Genomic DNA, 24,294 nt, shown 5'->3' with positions numbered 1-24,294 from the left:
GGCTGGTGGCGCTCGTGGCCGGCGCTTTCATGGCCGGTGGGGCGTCCGCGCGGGTCTAAGGCGCTCGCCAAGCCGGCGATGCTCGCGTAGGCCTATGGCGCTACCGTAAGCCGATGCCGCCCGAGTAGGCCGGCGGAGCCATCGTGACGCCTCCGTAAGCCGGCGGAGTCCCCATAAGCCCCTGATACTGCTCTCAAACAGCGCGGCTTCCGTCGGCCGCAACGCCGATCACGCACCGCGCGGCCGCCCCTGAGCCACCCGCGCAATCTCCGCCGCAAGACACTCCGGACACAGACAGCGCCCGCTCGAATCGAGCCGATCCGCCGGCAACGGCGGCATCTCACGGCACCAGCAGTCAAAGGGTTGCCCATGCATGGCGCAATCGAACGCGTTGCCGCAGCGCGGGCAGCGCGCGCTGCTTTCAGAGCGGGAAACGGACGGTTTCATGACGGGCCGGATACCCTCGCCTCAGCCTGGATCAGGAAATGATGCCACGACTGGCGAACCGTCGTGAGTCGTCCGTTCGGCTAGTTCACGGGTGCCTCCAAAGCGCGGTACGCTTCCTCGTCCGGTTGGTGTCCGTGACATGTCATTGCGCGGCGCGCAAACCCGGTAATGCCCGCCGCCCGCGCAACTATCGAAAACCCTGTTGCAGCGCGCCAGTCCTGTACAATTCGCCCTGTTTTAACTGTCCCGTGCCTGAGCCTGCCGCCATGTCCGAGCTTCCCGACCTTTCGCAGATCGCGCCCACCCTGAAGGCTGAAATCCTGGCCGAGGCGCTTCCCTACATTCGTCAGTATCACGGTAAGACCGTGGTGATCAAATACGGCGGCAACGCCATGACCGAAGAGCGGCTCAAGCAAGGCTTCGCGCGCGACGTGATCCTGCTCAAGCTGGTCGGCATCAATCCGGTCATCGTGCACGGCGGCGGTCCGCAAATCGACCAGGCGCTGAAGAAGATCGGCAAACAGGGCACGTTCATCCAGGGCATGCGCGTCACCGATGAAGAGACGATGGAAGTCGTCGAATGGGTGCTCGGCGGCGAAGTGCAGCAGGACATCGTCACGCTGATCAACCATTTCGGCGGCCACGCGGTCGGCCTGACGGGCAAGGACGGCGGCCTGATCCACGCGCGCAAGATGCTGATGCCGGATCGCGACAATCCGGGCCAGTACGTCGATATCGGCCAGGTGGGCGAGGTCGAGGCGATCAACCCGGCGGTCGTGAAAGCGCTGCAAGACGACGCGTTCATTCCGGTGATCTCGCCGATCGGCTTCGGCGAAGACGGCCTGTCGTACAACATCAACGCGGATCTGGTCGCGGGCAAGCTGGCGGTCGTGCTGAACGCCGAAAAGCTCGTGATGATGACCAACATCCCCGGCGTGATGGATAAGGAAGGCAATCTGCTGACCGATCTGTCGGCGCGCGAAATCGACGGCCTGTTCGCCGACGGCACGATCTCCGGCGGCATGCTGCCGAAAATCTCGTCGGCGCTGGACGCGGCCAAGAGCGGCGTGCGTTCGGTGCACATCATCGACGGCCGTATCGAGCACTCGGTGCTGCTGGAAATTCTCACCGAACAGCCGTTCGGCACGATGATCCGTTCGCATTGATTCCTGCCTCAAACCCGGCACACGCGGCACGTCAACTCGGCGCGCCCTGTGTGCCGTGCCTTTGCGTCGGCCAGTCGTACGGCGCGCACAGCGTCTTCGGCGGCTCACAACGCGCAGCCATGGCGCGCCTACCCGCTCTCCCTCTTTTTTCATCAGCCGCACCGTGAACCGTTCGCGTTCGCCGCGTGAGGCAACTGTCCGCGCCTGAACGGCGCCCTCCATCATGCGCACTCCCACTTCCCGACGCCGCCGACCGCACATCGCAGGAGGCCGTCCGGTCTGGCTGTTCGATCTCGATAACACGCTGCATCACGCATCGCACGCGATCTTTCCGGCAATCAATCAAGGGATGACGCAGTACATCATCGACGCGCTGCAAGTGGACATCGACGAAGCCAACCGGCTGCGCACCGGCTACACGCAACGCTATGGCGCAACGCTGCTGGGCCTGACGCGCCACCATCCGCTCGATGCGAACGACTTCCTGAAGGTCGTGCACACCTTCCCGGATCTCGGCTCGATGATCCGCCATGAACGCGGCATCGCACGCCTCGTGGCTGCCCTGCCGGGTCGCAAGATCGTGCTGACCAACGCGCCCGAAGCCTATGCGCGCGCGGTGCTCGCCGAACTGCGGATCGAGCGTCTGTTCGAACAGGTAATCGCCATCGAGCACATGCGCGATCGCCGCCGCTGGCGCGCCAAGCCCGACCACGCGATGCTGCGCAAGGCCATGCGCGACGCGCACGTTTCGCTGAAGGACGCGATCCTCGTCGAAGACACGCGCTCGCATCTGAAGAACTACCGGCGGCTCGGCATCCGCACCGTGTGGATCACCGGCCATCTGCCGCGCAAGCCGCACGCGGAAGGCGTGCCGACGCGCCTGCCGGGCACCGGCCGGCCGCACTATGTCGACCGGAGCATTCGTTCGTTAAAATCGCTACGACTGAGCACCCGCTCGGTTCGATTGAAGAGACAGCAGACGGGACGACAGCCATGCAGCCGATCGACAAGCCTGACGAAGTCTTAACCGAACACGAACCGAACACCACGCTCGCCGCGCCGCGCGCGCAGCGCCTGAAGCCGGGCGAGCGCCGCGTGCACATCCTCCAGACGCTCGCCGCGATGCTGGAGGCGCCCAAGAGCGAAAAGATCACCACTGCGGCGCTTGCCGCGCGGCTGGGCGTATCGGAAGCCGCGCTGTACCGTCATTTCGCCAGCAAGGCGCAAATGTTCGAAGGGCTCATCGAGTTCATCGAGCAGACTATCTTCGGGCTGATCAACCAGATCGCCGACAAGGAAAGCAACGGCGTGCTGCAGGCGCGCTCGATCGCGCTGATGCTGCTCAACTTCCCCGCGAAGCTACATCATCGGCCGCTGGCACCGCTATGTGCGCAGCGGCTTTGCGCGGCCGCCCGCCGAACACGCCGACGCGCAACTGCTCCTGATTCTTCAGTAGTCCGCGTGGCATGCGCCGCGCCATGCTCTGCGCCCGCGACGTTGCCGCATGAAAATTTCCGCTATACTTTGCGCCTGACTGCGGCACCCCGATGCATGCGGGACCGCTGTCCGCAACACCCTGAACACCTGCTTGAAAACCATATACGCGCCGATTTGCTGACTCGATTGCGGGCGCGCGAACTGCCGGGAACATTTCCGACAGTTCACTATAAATGCGGCTAAAGAGGTCGTCAGCCGCGCACACAGTCGTTCCTCCGTGCTTTTGCCGACGCCGTTTAGCCGCCCTGTTTAGATAAATGGCGGAATGAATGGAATCGATCGGTATCGTCGCTCCCCAAAAAATGCATTTCACCGAGCCGCTGCAGTTGCAGAACGGAAGCTCGCTCGCCGGTTACGACCTGATGGTCGAGACTTACGGCACGCTCAACGCGGCGCATAGCAACGCGGTGCTGGTGTGCCACGCGCTCAACGCCTCGCACCATGTGGCAGGCGTGTACGCCGACAATCCCAATGACATCGGCTGGTGGGACAACATGGTCGGGCCGGGCAAACCGCTCGACACCGACAAGTTCTTCGTGATCGGCGTGAACAACCTGGGATCGTGCTTCGGCTCGACCGGGCCGATGAGTATCGACCCGGCCACCGGCCATCCGTACGGTGCGACGTTCCCCGTCGTGACAGTGGAAGACTGGGTCAACGCCCAGGCGCGCGTCGCCGATCAGTTCGGCATCACGCGCTTCGCCGCGGTGATGGGCGGCAGCCTCGGCGGCATGCAGGCGCTCGCGTGGAGCATGATGTATCCGGAGCGCGTCGGTCATTGCATCGTGGTTGCGTCCACGCCCAAGCTGTCGGCGCAGAATATCGCGTTCAACGAGGTCGCGCGCTCGGCGATCCTGTCGGACCCGGATTTTCACGGCGGCAACTACTACGCGCATAACGTGAAGCCGAAGCGCGGCTTGCGCGTCGCGCGCATGATCGGCCACATCACGTATCTGTCGGACGACGACATGGCCGAGAAATTCGGCCGCTCGCTGCGCCGCGCGGAAGGCGCGCTGGACGCGTACAACTTCAACTTCGACGTCGAGTTCGAGGTGGAGTCATACCTGCGTTACCAGGGCGACAAATTCGCTGACTACTTCGATGCGAACACGTACCTGCTGATCACCCGCGCGCTCGATTACTTCGATCCCGCCAAGGCCTTCGAAGGCGATCTGACGGCCGCGGTCGCGCACACGACGGCGAAATACCTGATCGCCAGCTTCTCGACCGACTGGCGTTTCGCGCCGGCCCGCTCGCGCGAACTGGTGAAGGCGCTGCTCGACCACAAGCGCACGGTCACCTACGCGGAAATCGACGCACCGCACGGCCACGACGCCTTCCTGCTCGACGACGCGCGCTATCACAACCTGATGCGCGCCTACTACGAACGTATTGCAAACGAGGTGAACGCATGAACCAGCGAGCACTCGATTACCTGGCGCTGCGCCCGGACTTCCGCGCGATCGCCCGCTGGGTCGAACCGCGCGCCACGGTGCTGGATCTGGGCTGCGGCGACGGCTCGCTGCTCTCGCTCCTGACCGAGGAACTGGACGTGCAGGGCTACGGCATCGAAATCAACGACGCCGGCGTGCTGGCGTCGACGCAAAACGGCGTCAACGTAATCCAGCAGAATCTGGAAGACGGCCTGCGCCTGTTCGAAGACGCCAGCTTCGATTTCGCGATTCTGTCGCAGACGCTGCAAACCATTCATCAGACGGCCGCGATCCTGCGCGAGACCGTGCGGGTCGGCAAGGAATGCATTGTGTCGTTCCCGAACTTCGGCTACTGGGCGCATCGGCTCTCGGTGCTGCAGGGCCACATGCCGGTGTCGAAGTCGCTGCCTTATCAGTGGCACAACACGCCGAACGTGCGGGTGCTCACGATCGAGGATTTCGAGGCGCTGGCGCCGGAAGTCGGCATCGAGATTCTCGACCGCGTGGTGCTGCACGACGGGCAGGTGGTGCGGTGGGGCGTGAACTGGCGTGGTAGTCTTGCGGTCTATCGCGTCAAGAAAAGCTAACGCAAGTTATCCACATGTCGAACCCGCCGCACGAGGCGCCTGCACTTACCGCTCACGAAGAACATCCCGGCTGGCGCGCGTTCCTGAATACGCGCATGCTGATCTGCGTCTTTCTCGGCTTTACGTCGGGATTGCCGCTGTTCACGCTCGTCTATCTGGTGCAGGCGTGGTTACGCTCCGAAGGCGTCAATCTGAAGGAAATCGGCCTCTTTGCGCTGATCCAGTTCCCGTACACCTGGAAATTCATCTGGGCGCCGCTGATGGACCGCTACGTCCCGCGTTTTCCGGGCTGGCGTCCGGGCAGGCGACGCGGCTGGATGCTGGTCACGCAGATTCTGGTGGCCGGCGCCATCGCCACCTTGGGATTCGTGTCACCTAAAGATTCGATCTGGACGGTGGCGGCATTGACGGCGCTGGTCGCGTTTTTTGGCGCAAGTCAGGACATCGTGATCGACGCCTACCGGCGCGAGCTGCTGAGCGACACGCAGCAAGGGCTCGGCAACGCGGTGCATGTGAACGCGTACAAGATCGCGGCATTGGTGCCGGGCTCGCTCGCGTTGATTCTGTCCGATCATTTGCCGTGGACCACCGTTTTCATCGTGACGGCCGCGTTCATGTTGCCCGGCATGGTGATGACACTGGTGGTGCGCGAACCCGCGGTCCACGGCACGCCGCCCAAGAACCTACGCGATGCGATCGTGCAGCCGTTCAAGGAATTCATTCAGCGCGACGGCTGGCGCGGCGCGCTGTTCGTGCTCGGTTTTATCTTTCTGTACAAGCTCGGCGACACGATGGCGACCACGCTGTCCACCTCGTTCTTTCTCGACATCGGCTTTTCGCGCACGCAGATCGGCGTGATCGCGAAGACCACCGCGTTCGGCGCGAGTCTGGCGGGCGGGATCGTCGGTGGGATCTGGCTGATGAAAATCGGCATCGGCCGCGGGCTGTGGATCTTCGGCGTCCTGCAGATGGTGTCGACGCTCGGCTTCGCGTGGCTCGCGCATCTCGGACCGGCTTCGCCCGGTCTCGTGGCGATCTACGACATCGCCGTCTGGCTGAGCGAGGGCACGACGAAGCTGCTCGCACTGGTGGGCGTCGACTGGGCCGTGCAGCTCGAGCCGCGTTCAGTCGCGCTGGCGCTCGTCTACGGCTTGGAAACCTTTGCCACCGGTCTGACGATGGCGGCGTTCACCGCCTATATCGCGAGCACCACCGATCCGCGCTATACGGCCACTCAGTTCGCACTCTTCACGAGCCTCGCTTCGGTGCCGCGCACGCTGGCTTCGGCGGCGAGCGGCTACGTGGTCGCGCAGATCGGCTGGTTCGATTACTTCATCGTCTGCACCGCGCTGGGGTTGCCCGGCATGTTGCTTCTGCTGCGCATCGCGCCGTGGAGGACGCGGTCGTGAAGGCGCTTCTTTCGAAGGGCGCGCTGCGCTCGACTACATCCCGGCGTCCTGCGCTCAAAGCCAGCCGCGTGGTACCGCACGCAGTATGGGCGCTCGGCTGTGTGGGCCTGGCGTTGGCCACGCCATCGAGCGCCTACGCAGCAGCCGCGCCGGCAGCCGCTACCAGCGCACCCGCAGCGGCTCCGGCGGCCGCGCCGGCCACGACGACCGCGCCGGCCACGCCGGCCACGACGACCGCGCCGACGGCGAAGTCCGCAGCGACTGCCGCGAGCCCGGAAAGCGCGACGTCGGCGGCACAAGGCGCGAATAGCGCCACCAGCGCGCCGGGTGCCGGCAGCGCGCCCGCTGCTGCGACGCCGCCCTCGCCGCCGGCATCGCCCTCGTCACCTCAATCGACGCAGCCGCCGCCGGCCCCGGTCACGGCCAGAACGCCCGCTGCGACATCTTCGCCGCCCGCGGCCGCCAAGGCGCCTGCCCTCCCGTCGATGCCCGCGCCGGCGTCCGCATCGTACAGCCCGAACACGCAGCTACGTTACGGCGGCTACCTGGTGTTCCGCAATCTGATCCCATCGCCGATGCTCGAGGCGCAAGCCGCCGAAGAGTTCGAACAGATCGCCTACGGCGCCGAACACGCGAACCGTCTGTACGGCGACACCGACGCGCACGTCACGCGCGTGCGGTCGACCGTCGACAAGATGATTCCGTACTCGCTGAAATGGAACGAGCGGGCCAAGAACTGGAAGTGGGATGTGGCAGTGGTGCGCTCGCCCGATATCCGCATGTACTGTCTGCCGGGCGGCAAGATCGTCGTCTACGGCGGCCTGCTGGATCGCGCGCGTCTGAACGACAACGAGCTCGGCATGCTGATCGGCCATGAGATCGCGCACGCGCTGCGGGAGCATGCGCGCGAGCGGCTCGGCCAACTGCAGGCGAGCCAGCTCGACTCGTCCGGCACGATCCCGCAGCTGTTCGGGCTCGCCGATCTGGGCGCGGCCCCGCTCGGCATCGGTTCGCGCCTGCTGGAAATGAAGTACGAGAATACCGACGAGACCGAAGCCGACGTGATCGGCAGCGATATTGCGTCGCGCGCCGGCTTCGATCCTCGCGCGGCGGTCACGCTCTGGGACAAGCTGGCGCAGGCCACGCGCAGCAACCGCGATCAGGGCTTCATCTACGTGCATCCCTACACGCCGGCGCGCCGTCAGGACATCATTAAGCGCTTGCCCGACATGCTGCCGCTGTACGCCAAAGCGATTGGCAAAACGGTGGACGCGCTGCCGGACTACGCCGGCATGGGCCTTCCGCGCCGCAAACTGGTCCGCGATTGAATTGCGCGGGCCGAATGCGCCCGCGGCTCTTCTCTGACGAGACAAATTCGGCGTTGATTTCAGCATCGCCTGCCACGCCGCGAGTTGTGCTTATTTCTTGACCTTGTGGTCGTAATCCACCGTCAGCGGCGCGTGGTCGCTGAACTTGATATCGCGGAACACGTCGGTGCGTTTCGCCTTGCTCGCGATACCCGGCGTCGCGATCTGATAATCGATCCGCCACCCGACGTTCTTCGCATACGCCTGACCGCGATTGCTCCACCACGTGTACTGTTCGGGCCGCTGGTCGAGTGTGCGGAACACGTCGACGTAACCCACTTCATCGAACAGTTTGGTGAGCCATGCGCGCTCTTCCGGCAGGCAACCTGAGTTCTTCTGGTTGCTCTTCCAGTTCTTGATGTCGATTTCCTTGTGGACGATGTTGACGTCGCCGCACACGATCACTTCACGCTCCTGAGACAGTTCCGCGAGATGCGGCATGAACTCGTCCATGAAACGGTATTTGGCCTGCTGGCGTTCGTCGCCGCTCGAACCCGACGGCACATACACCGAAATCACCGACAGCTTGCCGAAACGCAGTTCGACATAGCGTCCTTCCGGGTCGAACTCCTCGCTGCCGAAACCGATCACCACTTCGTCCGGCTCGTGACGCGTGTACACGCCCGCGCCGCTATAACCCTTCTTCACGGCGTGCTGGAAATAGCCGGTGAAATTGTGCGGGGCCATGAATTCCGGCGTCATGTCGTCCTGCGAGCATTTGATTTCCTGCACGCACAGCACGTCGGCCTTCTGTTCGCCGAACCAGTCGAAAAAGCCTTTCTTCGCCGCTGAGCGGATGCCGTTCAGGTTCGCGGTAATCACACGCAACATGTCGTTCCTTTTATGTTCGATTCGTTGATGAAGCGAAAGGGCACGGTCACTCGACCTTGATGCCCTTCAGCGATTCTTTGGCAGGCGGATATTCGAGCTTGAGCGCTTCGAACGTGCGCAACAGCAACTCCGCGACCATCACATTGCGATGCGTCTTCGAGTCGGCCGGGATCACATACCACGGCGCGTACTCCGTCGAAGTCGCGGCCAGCGCGTCCTGATATACCGCCTGATATTTGTCCCACTGCTTGCGCGCTTCGAGATCGGCGACGTCGAATTTCCAGTGTTTGCTCGGATCGTCGATGCGCGCCTGCAGCCGCGTACGCTGCTCGTCTTTCGAAATGTGCAGCATGCATTTGACGATGGCCGTGCCGCTATACGCCAGCAACTCTTCGAACTGGCGGATGTGGCAGCAGCGTTGCACGAACGCTTGCGCGTCCAGAGTGCCGAGCACGGTGGGCACCAGCAGATCTTCGTAGTGACTGCGGTTGAAGATCGTCAGTTCGCCGGCGGCCGGCGCTTGCGAATGCACGCGCCAAAGAAAGTCGTGCGCGAGTTCAACGGGCGTCGGCGCCTTGAACGGCACGATGCGCAAGCCGAGCGGATCGACTTCGTGAAACACCGCGCGGATCGTGCCGTCCTTGCCGCTCGTGTCCATACCCTGCAGCACCAGCAATACGCGGCGCGTCTGCTGCGCGTGCAAGCATTCCTGCAAGGTGTCGAGCTTCGCGCCGATCTCCGACAGACGTGCCCTGTCGATGTCTTTCGAACCGCTCGAAAATGGCTTGGCGGCCGGGTCGAAGTCGCTCAGCGAGAATTTGCTTTTTTTCTTGCCGTCGTCGAAATACGGCACGCGGAAATCGTCGAGTTCGGGTTGCTTGGCCATCCACACACTCCGTGATCTGCGTTTAAAAAGACCCGCAAATGAAACGGGCCGTTGCCCCACTTTCGTTTCCGGCAACAGCCCGCGGTGGCTGAAGCGTGACGCCTCAGCCGTGCTTCTCTAGTTCAGCTTCAACTCAGGACAGCTTCTTCTTCAGCAGTTCGTTCACCTGCGCCGGATTGGCCTTGCCCTTGGTCGCTTTCATTGCCTGGCCGATCAGCGCGTTGAACGCCTTTTCCTTGCCGGCGCGGAATTCTTCGACCGACTTCTGGTTCGCGGCAAGCACTTCGTCGATGATCGCTTCGAGCGCGCCGGTATCCGAAATCTGCTTCAGCCCCTTCGCTTCGATGATGCGATCAGCGGCGGCTGCGTCGGTGGCCTTTTCTTCCCAGATCGCGAGGAAAATTTCCTTGGCGATCTTGTTGGAGATCGTGCCGTCAGCGATACGCTGCAGCAGCAACGCGAGTTGCGCGGACGACACCGGGCTCTCAGCGAAGTCGAGACCTTCGCGATTAAGTTGCGACGACACTTCGCCCATCAGCCAGTTAGCCGCGGCCTTGGCGTTGGCCGGCCCGACTTTGCTCACTACCGCTTCGTAGTACGCGGCCATAGCTTTGCTCGATGTCAGCACGTTGGCGTCGTACGGCGTCAAACCGTATTGCGCCACGAAGCGCTGTTGAATCGCCACCGGCAGTTCCGGCATCTCGCTCTTCACGCGCTCGACCCACGCCGCGTCGATCACGAGCGGCATCAGATCGGGATCGGGGAAATAGCGGTAATCGTGCGCGTCTTCCTTGCTGCGCATGGAACGCGTTTCGCGCTTGTCCGGATCGTAAAGACGCGTTTCCTGCACCACCGTGCCGCCATCTTCGATCAGTTCGATCTGACGGCGCACTTCGTACTGGATCGCTTCTTCGAGGAAGCGGAACGAGTTCAGGTTCTTGATCTCGGCGCGCGTGCCGAATTCGGCCTGACCGACCGGACGCACCGACACGTTGGCGTCGCAACGGAACGAGCCTTCTTGCATGTTGCCGTCGCAGATGCCGAGCCACGTCACGAGCGTGTGCAGCGTCTTGGCGTAGGCGACCGCTTCCGCCGCGCTGCGCATTTCCGGCTCGGTGACGATTTCGAGCAACGGCGTGCCGGCGCGATTCAGATCGATGCCGGTCATGCCCGCGAAGTCTTCGTGCAGCGACTTGCCCGCATCTTCTTCGAGGTGAGCGCGCGTGAGGTTGACGACCTTCTCGTACGCTTCCTTGCCCGCCTTTTCATTGGCCGGAACCTGAATCGTCACCTGGCCGCCCTGCACGACGGGAATTTCGTACTGGCTGATCTGATAGCCCTTCGGCAGATCGGGGTAGAAATAATTCTTGCGCGCGAAGATGCTGCGCGGCGCCACCGTCGCACCGATCGCGAGACCGAACTGGATCGCGCGCTCCACAGCGCCGCGGTTCATCACCGGCAAGGTGCCCGGCAAGGCCAGATCGACCGGGCTGGCTTGCGTGTTCGGCGCGGCGCCGAATTGCGTCGCGGTACCGGAAAAAATCTTCGATTGCGTCGACAGTTGCGTGTGGGTCTCCAGACCGATCACGACTTCCCATTGCTTGGCCATGGTGCTCACACTCCTGCCGGTGCTTTGCGGTGCCAGTCGGTCGCACGCTGGAACGCGTCGGCCACCTGCAGCATCCGGGCTTCATTGAAATAGTTGCCGATGATCTGCAAACCCACCGGACGCTGCGCATTCGCGCCCGCGCCGAAACCGCACGGCACGCTCATGCCCGGCAAACCGGCGAGGCTCACCGACAACGTGTAGATGTCGGCCAGATACATCTGCACCGGATCGTCGCCCTTCGCGCCGAGGTCCCACGCAACCGTTGGCGCGACCGGGCCCATGATCACGTCGCACTGCTTGAACGCTTCCTGGAAGTCCTGCGCGATGATGCGGCGGATCTTCTGCGCCTGCAGGTAGTACGCGTCGTAATAGCCGTGCGACAGCACGTACGCGCCGACCAGAATGCGGCGCTTCACTTCCGGACCGAAACCTTCGGCGCGCGACTTCTTGTACATGTCGAGCAGATCGCGATACTCCGCCGCGCGATGACCGAAGCGCACGCCATCGAAACGCGACAGGTTCGACGAAGCCTCAGCCGGCGCAATCACGTAGTACACCGGAATCGACAACTCCGTTTTCGGCAGCGAGACTTCGACCAGCGTGGCGCCGAGCGCTTCGCATTGCTTCAACGCGGCGTCGATCGAGGCGCGCACGTCGTCGGCAAGACCGGCGCCGAAATACTCTTTCGGCAGCCCGATGCGCAAGCCGGCGAGCGGCTTGCCGGCGCTGTCTTCTTTCCACGGCTTGCCGAGGTAGCGCGTGTAGTCTTCGTCGTCGCGCACGAGGCTGGTCGAATCGCGTTCGTCGAAACCGGCCATGGCGTTGAGCAGCGTCGCGCAATCGGCGGCGCTTTGCGCCATCGGACCGCCCTGATCCAGCGACGAGGCGAACGCGATCATGCCGTAACGCGACACGCGGCCGTACGTCGGCTTGATGCCGGTGATGCCGGAGAACGACGCCGGCTGCCGGATCGAGCCGCCGGTATCCGTGCCGGTAGCGGCAGGCGCGAGGCGCGCGGCCACGGCCGCCGCCGACCCGCCCGACGAACCACCCGGCACAGCCTTAACATCCCACGGATTCTGCACGGGACCAAAGTACGAATTCTCGTTGGACGAGCCCATCGCGAACTCGTCCATATTCGTCTTGCCCACGCACACCATGCCCGCCTTCTGCAGACGCGCGACCACGGTCGCGTCGAACGGGCTCTCGTAGTTCGACAGCATTTTCGAGCCGGCGGTGGAGCGCCAGCCCTTGGTGACGAACACGTCCTTATGCGCGATCGGCAGGCCGACCAGCGGGCCGGCGTGGCCGGTATGCAGCAGCGCGTCCGCGGCTTTCGCCTGCGCGAGCGTCAGTTCGGGATCGACCTGGATGAATGCATTCAGGCTGTTGGCCGCGTCGATCCGCTTCAGATAGAGCTGCGCCAGTTCGACTGCGGAGCATTCCTTGGCCGTCAATGCGGCGCGCAGTTCGGTCAGACTTTTTTCATGCATTGCGTTTTATCCTGAAGAGCGCGGCAGCGTAGTCACGCTGCCGTGGAGGCGTTCGGCTGCCCGCCGGCAAGCCGAGCCGAGGAAGCCGGAGACAACGGTCATGCAAGCGCCGGAGCCACGAGGCGAGATGCCGCTGGTGGCACATCGCCGGAAGGCCGGCTCGCGCGCCGCGCCCGGCTCGATGCGCGGGTTTTACTCGATCACCTTCGGCACGAGGTACAAGCCTTCCTGCACAGCCGGCGCCGGGCGCTGGAAAGCTTCGCGTTCGACCGTTTCGGTCACCGCGTCGTCACGTAGACGCAGCGCGACGTCTTCGATCTGCTCGATCGGATGGGCAAGCGGGGCGATGCCGGTGGTATCGACCGCCTGCATCTGCTCGACGAGGCCGAAAAAATCGTTGAGCTGGACAAGCGTGTGCTCAGCGTCGGCGTCGGCCAGTTCGAGCCGCGCAAGATGCGCGATGCGTTTTACATCGGTCAGGGTCAGAGCCATGCAGTCACCGGAAAATGTGGTGGACTGCCGCAGCACGGAAAAACAACGCTGCGACAGCGGGTTACGACGCTGGAGGAAGACCTCGAAAAAGGGGCCAGCGGAGGCAAAAAGTGCCGTCCGTTTCCTTCAAAACATCCAAAATTATAAGGTATCATTACGCGTTCGACCCAAACCCGGACCGACTTACCAAGGCCTTTCTGAACAATTCCCAAAGATAGTTCGGATTTTTCTGACCTGGCTTTGCACCGGCCTCCGGTAGACTCCCTCGCAGCTTCAAGTTCCTGTGGCGCCGCTTCCGCCCGGTTGAAGCTGTTATTTTTTCCGCTGCCGCCCTGCGCAACCATTGCGAGGCCCGGCTTCCAGCGAGACAGGATTTTGAATGTTCGGTTTTTTGCGCAGCTACTTCTCCAACGATCTGGCCATTGACCTCGGTACGGCCAACACGCTCATTTACATGCGTGGCAAGGGCATCGTACTTGATGAACCGTCGGTGGTCTCGATCCGCCAGGAAGGCGGTCCCAACGGTAAGAAAACCATCCAGGCAGTCGGCAAGGAAGCCAAGCAGATGCTCGGCAAGGTGCCGGGCAACATCGAGGCGATCCGCCCCATGAAAGACGGCGTGATCGCCGACTTCACCGTCACCGAGCAGATGATCAAGCAGTTCATCAAAACTGCTCACGAATCGCGCATGTTCTCGCCGTCGCCGCGCATCATCATTTGCGTGCCGTGCGGTTCGACCCAGGTCGAACGCCGCGCCATCAAGGAAGCCGCGCACGGTGCGGGCGCTTCGCAGGTGTACCTCATTGAAGAACCCATGGCCGCTGCGATCGGCGCCGGCCTGCCGGTGTCGGAAGCCACCGGCTCGATGGTCGTCGACATCGGCGGCGGCACGACCGAAGTCGGCGTGATCTCGCTCGGCGGCATCGTGTACAAGGGCTCCGTGCGCGTGGGCGGTGACAAGTTCGACGAAGCCATCGTCAACTACATCCGCCGCAACTACGGCATGCTGATCGGCGAGCAAACCGCCGAAGCCATCAAGAAAGAAATCGGTTCCGCCTTCCCGGGTTCCGAAGTCAAGGAAATGGAAGTGAAGGGCCGCAATCTGTCGGAAGGCATACCGCGCAGCTTCACCATCTCCAGCAACGAAATTCTCGAAGCCCTCACCGATCCGCTGAACCAGATCGTGTCGTCGGTGAAGATCGCGCTTGAACAGACTCCGCCGGAACTGGGTGCGGACATCGCCGAGCGCGGCATGATGCTCACAGGCGGTGGCGCACTGCTGCGCGATCTGGACCGCCTGCTCGCCGAAGAAACCGGCCTGCCGGTGCTCGTCGCCGAAGACCCGCTGACCTGCGTTGTGCGCGGCTCGGGCATGGCGCTCGAACGCATGGACAAGCTGGGCAGCATCTTCTCGTACGAGTAAGCGAGCCCGTCTCCATGTCAGTAGCGCGGATCAGGCAAACGGCCCCTTGCGGGCCGGTTTGCCGTTGGCTGGGCCTACCAGCCTCCGCGTGCTGAACGCGCGTCCCTCGCGCGCCGCCGTCTCACCCAACCGCTCACGCCCCCGGCGCCGACCATGGAATACAGTCCGCCGCCCCTGTTCAAGCAAGGACCGTCCGCCCTCGCACGACTCGTGTTTTTCGTCGTGCTGGCGCTCGCCCTGCTGATCTCCGACGCACGCTTCAAAACGCTCGAAATCGTGCGTGGCGTGCTCGGCGCGGGTCTTTATCCGTTGCAACGCGCGGCGCTCGTGCCGCGCGACATGTTCGTGGGCGCCGCCGACCTGGCCGTGACCAGCGCCACCCTGCGCAGCGAAAACGACAAACTGCGCACCAAAGATCTGCAGCTTTCGCAGCAAGCCAATACGGCCGCCGAACTGGCTGCCGAGAACGCTCATCTGCGTGCGTTGCTGCAGTTGTCGCAACGCTCCACCACGGAATCGCTGCCCGCCGAGATCCAGTACGACACGCGCGATCCGTTTACGCAGAAGGTCGTGATCGGCCGCGGTGCGCAGCAAGGCATCCAGAACGGTTCGCCGGTCGTCAATGAAGACGGCGTGATCGGGCAAGTGACGCGCGTGTTCCCGCTGCAAGCCGAGGTGACGCTGCTCACGGACAAGGATCAGGCGGTGCCTGTACAGATCGTGCGCACCGGCTTGCGCAGCGTGATTTACGGCACGCCGAAGGGCGACACGCTCGATCTGCGCTTCGTGCCGATCAGCGCCGACATTCAAACCGGCGACGAACTCGTCACCAGCGGACTCGACGGCGTGTATCCGCCGGGTCTGCCGGTCGCCAAGGTGGTGCGAGTCGACAAACAAGCCGACACGGCGTTCGCGCGCGTGATCTGCCTGCCGATCGCGCCGGTGCGCGGCGCACGCCAGTTGCTGGTGCTGCATTACGTGAACAATGTGCCGCCGCGTCCGGCCGAAGAGCCCGACGCAGCCACGGCCGCGAAAGACGCCAAAGCGAAAAAGGGCGGCAAACCGGCAGACGGCAAAGCTGCGGCGGACAAGTCTCCGGCAAAAGCAGGTGAAAAACCCGCCGCCGCCGAGAAACCTGCAGCCGCCAAGCCCGTCGAAAAAGCGCCGGCCAAACCGGCCGCCGCGGAGAAAAAGCCCGCCCCCGAAAAGAAACCGGCCGCTGAGAAGAACGCGAAGCCGCCAGCCAAGCCAGGGGCCCAGCCATGAACCGTCCGCAATACATTCTGCAGCCGGTCAATCCCTACTTCATCTCGTTCAGCCTCGCCGCGGCGTTCCTGCTGAACCTGATGCCGTGGGGACGCCTCCTCGGCGTGCCGGACTTCGTCGCGCTCGTGCTGCTGTTCTGGAACGTGCACCAGCCGCGCAAAGTCGGCATGGGCATCGCGTTTTCGCTCGGTTTGCTGATGGACGTGCATAACGCCAGCCTGCTCGGAGAACACGCGCTGGCGTACACGTTGTTGTCGTACGGCGCGATCACGATCCACCGCCGCGTGCTGTGGATGTCGCTCGGCGTGCAGACCTTCGCGGTCATGCCGCTGCTAGTCGTCGCGCAACTGGTGCCGTTCGTGATCCGTCTGTTGACGGGCGCGGCGTTTCCGGGTTGGGGTTATCTGATCGACGGCTTCGTCGAAGCCGCGCTGTGGCCGGTCACCAGCGTGCTGCTGCTGATGCCGCAGCGCCGCCCGGCCGATCCGGACGATACCCGGCCAATTTGATCCCGCATCGAGCCCGCCGGCCGTTCTGATGGAACCCACTTTGCCGGCCCGCTCGACGCGCATCGCTGTTCATGCCTTCCGGTTCCGGCCGGAAAAGGCGCACACTCATGATGGCCGTCACCCGGCCTTTTGCAGAATCGCATGACCGAATTCAAGGACACTCAGCAACAGCTCTCGAAGTTCCGCCTGCGCGTCGCGGCGGCGGGCCTGTTCGTGTTCGTCTGCTTCGGGCTGATCGGCTTCCGCTTCCTGTTCCTGCAGGTCTGGCACTACAGCAAATACTCGCTGCAAGCCGATGAAAACCGCATCTCCGTCGCGCCGATCGTGCCGAACCGCGGCATCATCACCGATCGTAACGGCGTCGTGCTGGCCAAGAACTACTCGGCCTACACGCTTGAACTGACGCCCTCGAAACTGAACGACTCGCTCGAAAACGTAATCGACAACCTGGCCACGGTCGTCTCGATCGACGCGCGCGACCGCCGCCGCTTCAAGAAACTCCAGGAAGACTCGAAGAACTTCGAGAGCCTGCCGATCCGCACCCGCCTGACCGACGACGAAGTCGCGCGTTTCACCGCGCAGCGCTTCCGTTTTCCCGGCGTGGAAGTGCGCGCGCGCCTGTTCCGCCAATATCCGCTCGGCCCGACCGCGGCGCACGTGATCGGCTACATCGGCCGGATTTCGCAGCGCGACCAGGATCGTATCGACGACGCCAGCGACCAGAACGACAGCGATCCGGACCACTACGATCCGCGTCTGGACGCGAACAACTACAAGGGCACCGATTACATCGGCAAGATCGGCGTCGAGCAGAGCTATGAGACCGAGTTGCACGGCCAGACCGGTTTCGAGGAAGTGGAAGTGACCGCCGGCGGCCGTCCGGTTCGCACGTTGTCGCGCACCCAGGCAACGCCTGGCAACAACCTCGTCCTGTCATTGGATATCGGGCTGCAGCAGGTTGCCGAGCAGGCCTTCGCGGGCCGCCGCGGCGCGCTGGTTGCGATCGAACCATCCACGGGCGACGTGCTCGCGTTCGTGTCCGCGCCGAGCTTCGATCCGAATTCGTTCGTCGACGGCATCGACCAGCAGACCTGGGACGATCTCAACAACTCGCCCGATCACCCGCTGCTCAACCGGCCGCTGCACGGCACCTATCCGCCGGGCTCGACCTACAAACCGTTCATGGCGCTCGCCGCGCTCACGCTGCATAAGCGCACGCCGGGCTGGGGCTTTCAGGATCCGGGTTCGTACACCTTCGGCGGCCACACGTTCCGCAACGACGTGCGCTCGGGCCAGGGCTGGGTCGACATGAACCGCGCGATCGTGGTGTCGAACGACACGTATTTCTACATGCTCGCGCACGATCTCGGCGTCAACAATATCGCCAACTTCATGAAGCCGTGGGGCTTCGGCCAGATCACCGGCATCGACATTTCGGGCGAGGCGCGCGGCATCCTGCCTTCCACGGAATGGAAGCGCAAGGCGTACCACAAGCCCGAACAGCAGCGCTGGTATGAAGGCGAAACGATCAGTCTGGGCATCGGCCAGGGCTACAACTCGTTCACCATTCTCCAGCTCGCTCACGCAACGGCCACGCTCGCGAACAACGGCGTCGTGATGAAGCCGCACCTCGTGCGCGACATCGAAAATCCGATTACGAAAGACACCCGGCCGGTCGTGCGCGACCCGAGCGACAAGATCGCTGTGAAGCAATCGGACATCGACATCATCAAGCGCGCGATGGAAGGCGTCGTGACCAACGGCACGGCGTCGAAGCTGTTCATTGGCGCGCAATACCAGGCCGCCGGCAAGACGGGGACGGCGCAGGTCTACTCGCTGCAGGGCGCGAACTACAAAGGCCACGCCATCGCTGAGCATTTGCGCGACCACGCGCTCTTCATCGCGTTCGCACCGGCCGAGCAACCGAAAATCGCGCTCGCGCTGATCGTCGAAAACGGCGGCTGGGGTGCGGAATCGGCGGGCCCGATCGCGCGCAAGGTGCTCGATTACTATCTCGTCGGCAAGAACAAGCCGGGCGCTCAGGCGGCGGCCATCGAGGCAGCGGCGTCGGCGACCGAAGATGCGTCCGCGCCCGAAGTCGGCGGCGCACCGTTGCCGCCGCAAGACGGAGTTCAGCCGGTCAAGGTCGCGGCGGGCTTCACGGCCCTGCCGATTCCCGGCGCGGCTTCGGCGGCAGCAGCGGCCTCCGCTGCGGCGGCCGCGAAAGCTGCATCCGCGGCAGCGCTTGCCTCCGCGCCGGCTGCTGCGTCGGCGCCCGTGGCCGCATCGACGTCCACCGCCGCAAAGAATCCAGCGTCGCGTAAATCCGGCGTCCCGCACAAACCCCGTCCGGCCAGCGCGCCGGCGCCGACTGCCGCCGCTCCGTCGCGCGATGACGGCATTCAGGCCACGTCGCCACGCCAGCCGGTTTCCGGCGGCATCGACGAGTAAGGAGAAAGGCATGCAATTCGACAAGCGCGCCTGGCTCGACCGCATCAAGCGGATGTTCGCGGGCTTCGACCGTCCGCTCGCACTGATCGTGTTCCTGCTGTTGTGCGTCGGCATCGTCACGCTATACAGCGCGAGTCTCGACGTTCCCGGCCGCGTGGAAGACCAGTTGCGCAACATCATGCTGACGTTCGTGCTGATGTGGGCGCTCGCCAATGTGCCACCCACCACGCTGATGCGCTTCGCGGTTCCACTCTATACATTCGGGATCGCGCTGCTGGTCGCGGTGGCGCTATTCGGCCTCACGCGCAAGGGCGCGAAGCGTTGGATCAATGTCGGCGTGGTGATCCAGCCGTCGGAAATCCTGAAGATCGCCACTCCGCTGATGCTCGCGTGGTACTACCAGCGGCGCGAAGGCGTGATGCGCTGGTACGACTTCCTGGTCGGTCTGTTGATCCTCGCCGTGCCGGTCGGCCTGATCGCCAAGCAGCCCGACCTCGGTACCGCCGTGCTGGTGTTCGCGGCCGGCCTCTTCGTGATTTACTTCGCGGGCCTGAGTTTCAAGTTGATCGTGCCGGTGCTGATTGCAGGCGTGATCGCGGTGGCTTCGATCGCGGCGTTTCAGGACAAGATCTGTCAGCCGCAAGTGCAATGGCCGTTGATGCACGACTACCAGAAGCACCGCATCTGCACGCTGCTCGATCCGACCTCCGATCCGCTCGGCAAAGGCTTCCACACGATCCAGGCGGTTATCGCGATCGGCTCCGGTGGTCCGCTTGGCAAAGGCTGGCTGAAGGGCACGCAGGCGCATCTGGAGTTCATCCCCGAGAAGCACACCGACTTCATTTTCGCGGTGTTCTCCGAAGAGTTCGGGCTGGCGGGCGGCATCGTATTGCTCACGCTATACATGCTGCTGATCGCGCGCGGGCTGTATATCGCGGCGAATGGCGCAACGCTGTTTGGACGCTTGCTGGCCGGCTCGTTGACGATGGCGTTCTTCACCTACGCGTTCGTGAATATCGGCATGGTGAGCGGCATCTTGCCGGTGGTCGGCGTGCCGTTGCCGTTCATGAGTTACGGCGGTACTGCGCTGACGACGCTTGGTGTCGCCATCGGCCTGATCATGAGCGTCGCGCGACAGAAGCGGTTGATGCAGAGTTAGCGCCGCGAAGCCGCGCGCACGGCACCGACAACACCACAAGCAAAAGGGGCGCTCTTCACACACGGAGCGCCCCTTTTTGTATTCAGCGGCGTAATCAACCGCCTCGGGTTTACTGCGGCTTCACTTCCTTCTGATCCCGCAACTGCGCGCTGAGTTGCTGATACTTGAGCCGCGCCGCCGGATCGCCCTGCGCCGCCGCGGCCGCGTAATAAGCGCGCGCCACGTTGAGATTCTTCTCCACGCCGTCGCCGCCTCGCTCGTAGAACGAACCCGCTACGTATTGCGCGGTCATGTCGCCGCCCTCCGCCGCTTTCTTGTACCAGACGAACGCCTGTTTGTTGTCGCGCTCGGTGCCACGTCCATCGAGGAACTGATTCGCCAGCGCCAACTCCGCCTGCACGTGCCCTTGCTGCGCCGCCTTCAGGAACCAGCGGTGCGCCTCGACCGGATCGCGCCCGACGAACTCGCCATCGTCGTACATCTTGCCGTACACGTATTGCGCATGCGACATGTTGGCGTCGGCGGCCTTACGCAGCCATTTCTTGCCTTCATCGATATTCGCGGGCGCGCCTTCGCCGTTGAGCAGCATCATCGCGTAGTTGAACTCGGCGAGCCGGCTGCCGCGCTCGGCGGCCTTGCGGAACTCGGCAAGCGCCGCGCCCAGATTGCCGGCGTTGTAGTCGGCGACCGCGGTTTGCGTCTCCGGATCGTTCGACTTCGCAACGCGGCTGTCTTGCGCATAGGCCACCACATTCGCCATCAATGCCGCTGTGACTGCCAGACGCACCACGACGCACTGCACCATCCCCTTCATGACCTCACCTCCTGCAGCGCCTGGCGAGTCGCGCGCAACATCCACATGACGTCCGCGGCCAGAGCGATGAAACGAAAACCGGCATCGCGATGCTGCTTGGCACCCGCGACGTCCATGGCAAAAATACCGGCGGCAATGCCCGCCTTGTCCGCGGCGCTGACGATGCGCGCCATCGCGGCCTGCACGTCGGCGTGCTTCGAATCGCCGAGATGACCGAGGCTCGCGGCGAGGTCGGCCGGTCCGACGAACAGGCAATCGACGCCCGGCGTCGCCGCGATCTTTTCCACCTCCTGCAAGCCGCGCGCCGACTCGATCTGCACGATGGTCGCGATCTGCGCGTTGGCCGTCTGCACGTAGTCGCGCCGCATGCCGTACCCCGCGGCGCGCACCGCGCCGGCGACGCCGCGCTCACCATCGAGCGCTCCGGCGGTCGGATATTGCGTGAGACGCACGGCACGTGCCGCCTCGTCCGCGGATTCGATATTCGGGAACATCAGCGTGCGCGCGCCGGCATCCAGCACGCGCTTGACGAGCCACGCCTCGCTGGACGGCACGCGCACCACCGGCTCGCTCGGCAGATGCGCGGCAGCGATCGCGCGCAATTGCGAGGCGACGTCGCCGCTATCGTTCGGCGAGTGCTCCATGTCGATCAGCAGCCAGTCGTAACCGGCGTGCGCGAGCGCTTCGGCGGCGGCGTCGCTGCCGAGCGAGAGCCATAGCCCGAACAGCGGATCGGTTTCTTTAAGGCGTAACTTGAGGGGATTGGTGAAGGTGCTCATCGCCGCGCTCCGTGACGATGAAGCGGCGCTTCGCCTGAACTGCGGGTAAGCATGCTGGCCTCGTGGGCCAGATGAGCGCGCGGGCCGTGGCGGCCCGGCTGCTTGCTGCGACGCAATGCGGTGACCGGCATGTCTCGCTCCGTGTGGTTGTCGGAGCGATCATACCGTGACAATAACGCGGGGGTTGGCGTTCCCCCGCGGAGTCTTCCTTCGGGGGACGAGGCGCCGCCGGGTTTAGTCGCGGACCACGTCGGCCCAGCAATTCGGCGTCTCGTACAGGCGCAGCATGTGCAGACGCAGATTCACGCCGTAGTGCGCGTCGTAGACATTCGCGAGAATGTCGAACGCGACAGCGGCAAGATTTTCGACGGTAGGAATGCGATCGAGCACGACCGTCTTGTGGCCGGCCATCGTTTCCAGGAAACCGCGCACCTGCGTGTCGCCTTCATAGACGAGAAACGCATGGTCCCACTTGTCGACGAGATGCTCGACGGCGAGCGACTTCACGTCGGCGAAGTCCATCACCATGCCGCGATCGGGCGCGCCTTCGGTGTCGACCAGATCGCCTTGCAGCGTGATTTCGAGCACATAGCGATGACCGTGCAGATTACGGCACTGGCTGCGGTGATCAGGAATGCGGTGACCCGCGTCGAATTCGAGTTTTCGTGTAATCGTCAGCACGGCAAATCAGGGAATGTTCAGATACTTGTGGGTCTGCATCGACAGGCGCCATTGCGGATGGCGTTTGCACCAGTCGATCGCGAGCTTGGTGTTGATGTCGCGCGACGGACCGTCCATGGGCTGGACGAGGAAATACTCGAAGTCGAGCTTCGCATACTCGGACAAACGCTGGTTGTCCTGCGGAATCACGACCTTCAATTCGTTGCCCTTGGTCACGACGAGCGGCGCGTCGGCCTTCGGGCTCACGCAGATCCAGTCGATCGTTTCGAGCACCGGCAGCGAGCCGTTGGTTTCGATGGCGATTTCGAAGCCGGCGGCATGCAGCGCGTCGACCAACGGCGGGTCGATCTGCAGCATCGGCTCGCCGCCCGTGCACACCACGAAACGCTCGCCCTCGCCTGCCGGCCATTGCGACGCGATCATCTGCACCAGATCGTCAGCCGTGCGGTACTTGCCGCCGTTCTCGCCGTCGGTGCCGACGAAATCGGTATCGCAGAAGCGGCACACCGCCTCGGCACGATCTTCTTCGCGGCCCGACCACAGGTTGCAGCCGGCGAACCGGCAGAAGACAGCCGGACGCCCGGCATTCGCGCCCTCGCCCTGCAACGTGTAGAAGATTTCCTTGACCGCGTAAGTCATGCTGCTTTCTGCCCTGTGTTCCTGAAAATTATTGCCTGAGTTGCGCTGCTGCGCCGAGCGTCATCAGACCGGCGCCTCGGTGACCTTCTCACCCGAGAGATACGCTTCGTAGCCGCGCTTGCGCAAGCGGCACGCCGGGCACTCGCCACAACCGAAGCCCCATGCATGCAATTCGGCGCGTTCGCCGACATAGCAAGTATGCGTCTCGACGCGCACCAGCTCGACCAGTTCGTCGCCGCCGAGCTCGTGCGCAAGGCGCCACGTGTCGGCTTTGTCGAGCCACATCAACGGTGTCTCGAGCAGGATGCGCGTGTCCATGCCGAGGTTCAACGCTACCTGCAACGCCTTCATCGTGTCGTCGCGGCAATCTGGATAGCCCGAGAAATCCGTCTCGCACATGCCGCCGACCAGCACCTGCAAACCACGCCGATATGCAATTGCCGCCGCGATGGTCATGAACATCAGATTGCGGCCCGGCACGAACGTATTCGGCAAACCGTTGGCCGTGGCTTCGATCTCGATCTCACGCGTCATGGCGGTATCGCTGATCGCGCCGAGCACCGACAGATCGATCATATGGTCGTCGCCGAGGCGGTCGGCCCACGCGGGGAATGCGCGCGCGACGGCGTTGCGAAACCCCTCGCGGCATTCCAGTTCGACGCGGTGCCGCTGACCGTAATCGAAGCCCAGCGTCTCAACCGTTTCATAACGTTCGAGCGCCCAGGCGAGGCACGTGGCGGAATCCTGGCCGCCGGAAAACAGCACCAGAGCGCTACGTTTAGCGTCGTTGCGGATCACCGTGAAACTCCGTGAATGAAGAGTGCCACGTCGCGCTGCGCGAGGTGCGCCATGCAAGCAACGCGGCGCGACGCGTGCCGGCACTGCTGCCGGCCCAAAGCAGTATAGGCCGCGCCTTCCGCATGCAGAGTCGCTGGGCGCTTATACCGTTAATCGTCGGGCGAAGGGTTCGGTGCTGGTGGCGGCGTTGCCGCGCGGCACTCAGGCGACGCACTCACGTGCAAGTCCTTGAACTGGCGCGATTTTATCACGCGACGCCGAATGCCGCCGAGCGCGCCCTGCCGCATGGCGCGCGAAAACCGAAGCAACGGATGCCCGTCACGCCCGTCACAATAGGGGCACAAAAAGGAAAAGCCCCAGGAATCTTGCGATTTCCTGGGGCTGAATCCTGGTGGCCTGGGACGGAATCGAACCATCGACACGCGGATTTTCAATCCGCTGCTCTACCAACTGAGCTACCGGGCCAACGAAGAACGAAATAATATCAAAGGGTCAGCAGCAGGGCAAGCCCCTCGTCGAAAAAATCTGCGGAAGTGACAACCGCGCGCGGAACGCCGG

The 24,294-nt window shown here is 63.6% G+C and carries 22 protein-coding genes, 1 tRNA gene and 1 pseudogene; 12 read left to right on the top strand and 12 right to left on the bottom strand.

The features are described from left to right. Positions 1-228: 228 nt before the first annotated feature. Positions 229-447, bottom strand: coding sequence for a cysteine-rich CWC family protein (locus P0D73_RS25280; protein ID WP_408176229.1), 219 nt, complete (start codon positions 445-447; stop codon positions 229-231). A 266-nt stretch (positions 448-713) separates the two neighbouring features. Here P0D73_RS25280 and argB point away from each other — a divergent pair, with 266 nt between their 5' ends. The 7 genes and pseudogenes from argB (at position 714) to P0D73_RS25245 (ending at position 7,867) form a co-directional block, all read left to right on the top strand. Then, entirely contained in the window at positions 714-1,613 is a 900-nt protein-coding gene (argB, locus tag P0D73_RS25275) for an acetylglutamate kinase (protein ID WP_007179687.1), read from the top strand. A 223-nt stretch (positions 1,614-1,836) separates the two neighbouring features. Continuing rightward, complete coding sequence (locus P0D73_RS25270; protein WP_408433218.1) at positions 1,837-2,640, top strand: pyrimidine 5'-nucleotidase; 804 nt, start codon at positions 1,837-1,839, stop codon at positions 2,638-2,640. After that, positions 2,607-3,069: pseudogene (gene slmA / locus P0D73_RS25265) on the top strand (nucleoid occlusion factor SlmA). Before P0D73_RS25270 ends, slmA begins: the two are co-directional and overlap by 34 nt. Before the next feature lie 310 nt (positions 3,070-3,379). Then, complete coding sequence (gene metX / locus P0D73_RS25260; RefSeq protein WP_408176233.1) at positions 3,380-4,525, top strand: homoserine O-succinyltransferase MetX; 1,146 nt, start codon at positions 3,380-3,382, stop codon at positions 4,523-4,525. Beyond that, positions 4,522-5,130: a methionine biosynthesis protein MetW gene (metW, locus tag P0D73_RS25255; protein WP_408176235.1), complete on the top strand. Its 609-nt coding sequence runs from the start codon at positions 4,522-4,524 to the stop codon at positions 5,128-5,130. Before metX ends, metW begins: the two co-directional genes overlap by 4 nt. Positions 5,131-5,144: 14 nt before the next feature. Further along, on the top strand, positions 5,145-6,539 hold the full coding sequence (locus P0D73_RS25250; RefSeq protein WP_132376402.1) for an AmpG family muropeptide MFS transporter: 1,395 nt from the start codon (positions 5,145-5,147) through the stop codon (positions 6,537-6,539). Beyond that, the gene (locus P0D73_RS25245; RefSeq protein ID WP_408433216.1) at positions 6,536-7,867 is read left to right on the top strand and encodes a M48 family metallopeptidase; all 1,332 of its coding nucleotides are present in this window, start codon (positions 6,536-6,538) and stop codon (positions 7,865-7,867) included. Before P0D73_RS25250 ends, P0D73_RS25245 begins: the two co-directional genes overlap by 4 nt. A gap of 90 nt (positions 7,868-7,957) precedes the next feature. On the opposite strand, the gene P0D73_RS25240 is transcribed toward P0D73_RS25245, so the two are convergent. From P0D73_RS25240 to gatC, 5 genes are all read right to left on the bottom strand, one after another. Further along, positions 7,958-8,737, bottom strand: a complete 780-nt coding sequence (locus tag P0D73_RS25240; protein WP_012431400.1) for an exodeoxyribonuclease III — start codon at positions 8,735-8,737, stop codon at positions 7,958-7,960. A 46-nt stretch (positions 8,738-8,783) separates the two neighbouring features. Next, positions 8,784-9,623 (bottom strand): PPK2 family polyphosphate kinase, encoded by an 840-nt coding sequence (locus P0D73_RS25235; protein WP_408176237.1) that lies wholly within the window; start codon positions 9,621-9,623, stop codon positions 8,784-8,786. Between the two features lie 133 nt (positions 9,624-9,756). Next, positions 9,757-11,232, bottom strand: a complete 1,476-nt coding sequence (gene gatB, locus P0D73_RS25230; protein WP_408433214.1) for an Asp-tRNA(Asn)/Glu-tRNA(Gln) amidotransferase subunit GatB — start codon at positions 11,230-11,232, stop codon at positions 9,757-9,759. Positions 11,233-11,237: 5 nt separating this feature from the next. Continuing rightward, positions 11,238-12,725, bottom strand: a complete 1,488-nt coding sequence (gene gatA / locus P0D73_RS25225; protein ID WP_408433211.1) for an Asp-tRNA(Asn)/Glu-tRNA(Gln) amidotransferase subunit GatA — start codon at positions 12,723-12,725, stop codon at positions 11,238-11,240. Between the two features lie 192 nt (positions 12,726-12,917). Beyond that, positions 12,918-13,217, bottom strand: a complete 300-nt coding sequence (gene gatC / locus P0D73_RS25220; RefSeq protein WP_132376407.1) for an Asp-tRNA(Asn)/Glu-tRNA(Gln) amidotransferase subunit GatC — start codon at positions 13,215-13,217, stop codon at positions 12,918-12,920. 379 nt (positions 13,218-13,596) lie between these two features. Here gatC and P0D73_RS25215 point away from each other — a divergent pair, with 379 nt between their 5' ends. The 5 genes from P0D73_RS25215 to rodA all read left to right on the top strand — a co-directional run bounded on the left by P0D73_RS25215 (position 13,597) and on the right by rodA (position 20,025). Further along, positions 13,597-14,640: a rod shape-determining protein gene (locus P0D73_RS25215; protein ID WP_004189550.1), complete on the top strand. Its 1,044-nt coding sequence runs from the start codon at positions 13,597-13,599 to the stop codon at positions 14,638-14,640. 153 nt (positions 14,641-14,793) lie between these two features. Beyond that, entirely contained in the window at positions 14,794-15,906 is a 1,113-nt protein-coding gene (gene mreC, locus P0D73_RS25210) for a rod shape-determining protein MreC (protein WP_408176241.1), read from the top strand. Then, entirely contained in the window at positions 15,903-16,415 is a 513-nt protein-coding gene (gene mreD, locus P0D73_RS25205; RefSeq protein ID WP_132376409.1) for a rod shape-determining protein MreD, read from the top strand. Before mreC ends, mreD begins: the two co-directional genes overlap by 4 nt. Positions 16,416-16,556: 141 nt before the next feature. Beyond that, on the top strand, positions 16,557-18,866 hold the full coding sequence (mrdA, locus tag P0D73_RS25200) for a penicillin-binding protein 2 (RefSeq protein ID WP_408433209.1): 2,310 nt from the start codon (positions 16,557-16,559) through the stop codon (positions 18,864-18,866). 10 nt (positions 18,867-18,876) lie between these two features. Continuing rightward, complete coding sequence (gene rodA, locus P0D73_RS25195; protein WP_132376411.1) at positions 18,877-20,025, top strand: rod shape-determining protein RodA; 1,149 nt, start codon at positions 18,877-18,879, stop codon at positions 20,023-20,025. A gap of 109 nt (positions 20,026-20,134) precedes the next feature. Here rodA and P0D73_RS25190 read toward each other — a convergent pair whose 3' ends face one another. The 6 genes from P0D73_RS25190 to P0D73_RS25165 form a co-directional block, all read right to left on the bottom strand. Then, the gene (locus tag P0D73_RS25190; RefSeq protein ID WP_408284435.1) at positions 20,135-20,839 is read right to left on the bottom strand and encodes a tetratricopeptide repeat protein; all 705 of its coding nucleotides are present in this window, start codon (positions 20,837-20,839) and stop codon (positions 20,135-20,137) included. Next, positions 20,836-21,618 (bottom strand): HpcH/HpaI aldolase family protein, encoded by a 783-nt coding sequence (locus tag P0D73_RS25185; RefSeq protein WP_408176242.1) that lies wholly within the window; start codon positions 21,616-21,618, stop codon positions 20,836-20,838. Before P0D73_RS25185 ends, P0D73_RS25190 begins: the two co-directional genes overlap by 4 nt. Positions 21,619-21,852: 234 nt before the next feature. Beyond that, positions 21,853-22,296, bottom strand: a complete 444-nt coding sequence (gene queD / locus P0D73_RS25180; protein WP_408433241.1) for a 6-carboxytetrahydropterin synthase QueD — start codon at positions 22,294-22,296, stop codon at positions 21,853-21,855. Positions 22,297-22,305: 9 nt separating this feature from the next. Then, the gene (queE, locus tag P0D73_RS25175; RefSeq protein WP_132376414.1) at positions 22,306-22,938 is read right to left on the bottom strand and encodes a 7-carboxy-7-deazaguanine synthase; all 633 of its coding nucleotides are present in this window, start codon (positions 22,936-22,938) and stop codon (positions 22,306-22,308) included. A gap of 63 nt (positions 22,939-23,001) precedes the next feature. Next, complete coding sequence (gene queC / locus P0D73_RS25170; RefSeq protein WP_132376415.1) at positions 23,002-23,736, bottom strand: 7-cyano-7-deazaguanine synthase QueC; 735 nt, start codon at positions 23,734-23,736, stop codon at positions 23,002-23,004. Between the two features lie 389 nt (positions 23,737-24,125). Next, positions 24,126-24,201: transfer RNA gene (locus tag P0D73_RS25165), tRNA-Phe, on the bottom strand. Positions 24,202-24,294 lie beyond the last annotated feature (93 nt).

The organism is Paraburkholderia sp. RL18-101-BIB-B (assembly GCF_046026985.1).
Lineage (GTDB): Bacteria > Pseudomonadota > Gammaproteobacteria > Burkholderiales > Burkholderiaceae > Paraburkholderia.
Note: the sequence above shows the minus strand (reverse complement) of the source record. Positions and strands in the feature narration are given on the sequence as shown.